This window comes from Xenorhabdus hominickii, from assembly GCF_002632725.1.
GTDB lineage: Bacteria > Pseudomonadota > Gammaproteobacteria > Enterobacterales > Enterobacteriaceae > Xenorhabdus > Xenorhabdus hominickii.
Map to the genome: position 1 here is coordinate 1 of NZ_NJAI01000123.1, position 313 is coordinate 313.

1 protein-coding gene is annotated in these 313 nt (G+C 62.3%); it reads right to left on the reverse strand.

Annotated elements, in window-relative coordinates:
* On the reverse strand, window positions 1-313 hold a 313-nt coding region (locus tag Xhom_RS25480), incomplete at both ends, for a toprim domain-containing protein (RefSeq protein ID WP_145957543.1).

Here is a 313-nt window from a genome sequence, read left to right on the forward strand (position 1 = left end):
GCTACTTCGCAGCTAAAGCGATTGGCATCGCAGCCTTCGGGGAACACGACCCGCCAGACAGCCAGCCCGGCCAGTTGCAGCTCGGCGGCCAGCGCCGCCGCCGCGTCATTGCCCGCTTTATCATTGTCATAGGCAATATGCACCTGCCGGATGTCATGCTGCCGGAAGGCGGCGCGGTGCGCCTCGGTAAACCCGTGTACCCCATAGGAACAGGTCACATGCCGATACCCCGCACACCAGAACGACATCGCATCAATCAGCGATTCACACAGGATCACCGAGGCCGAACCGGCCAGCCCGGCTTCATTCCAGA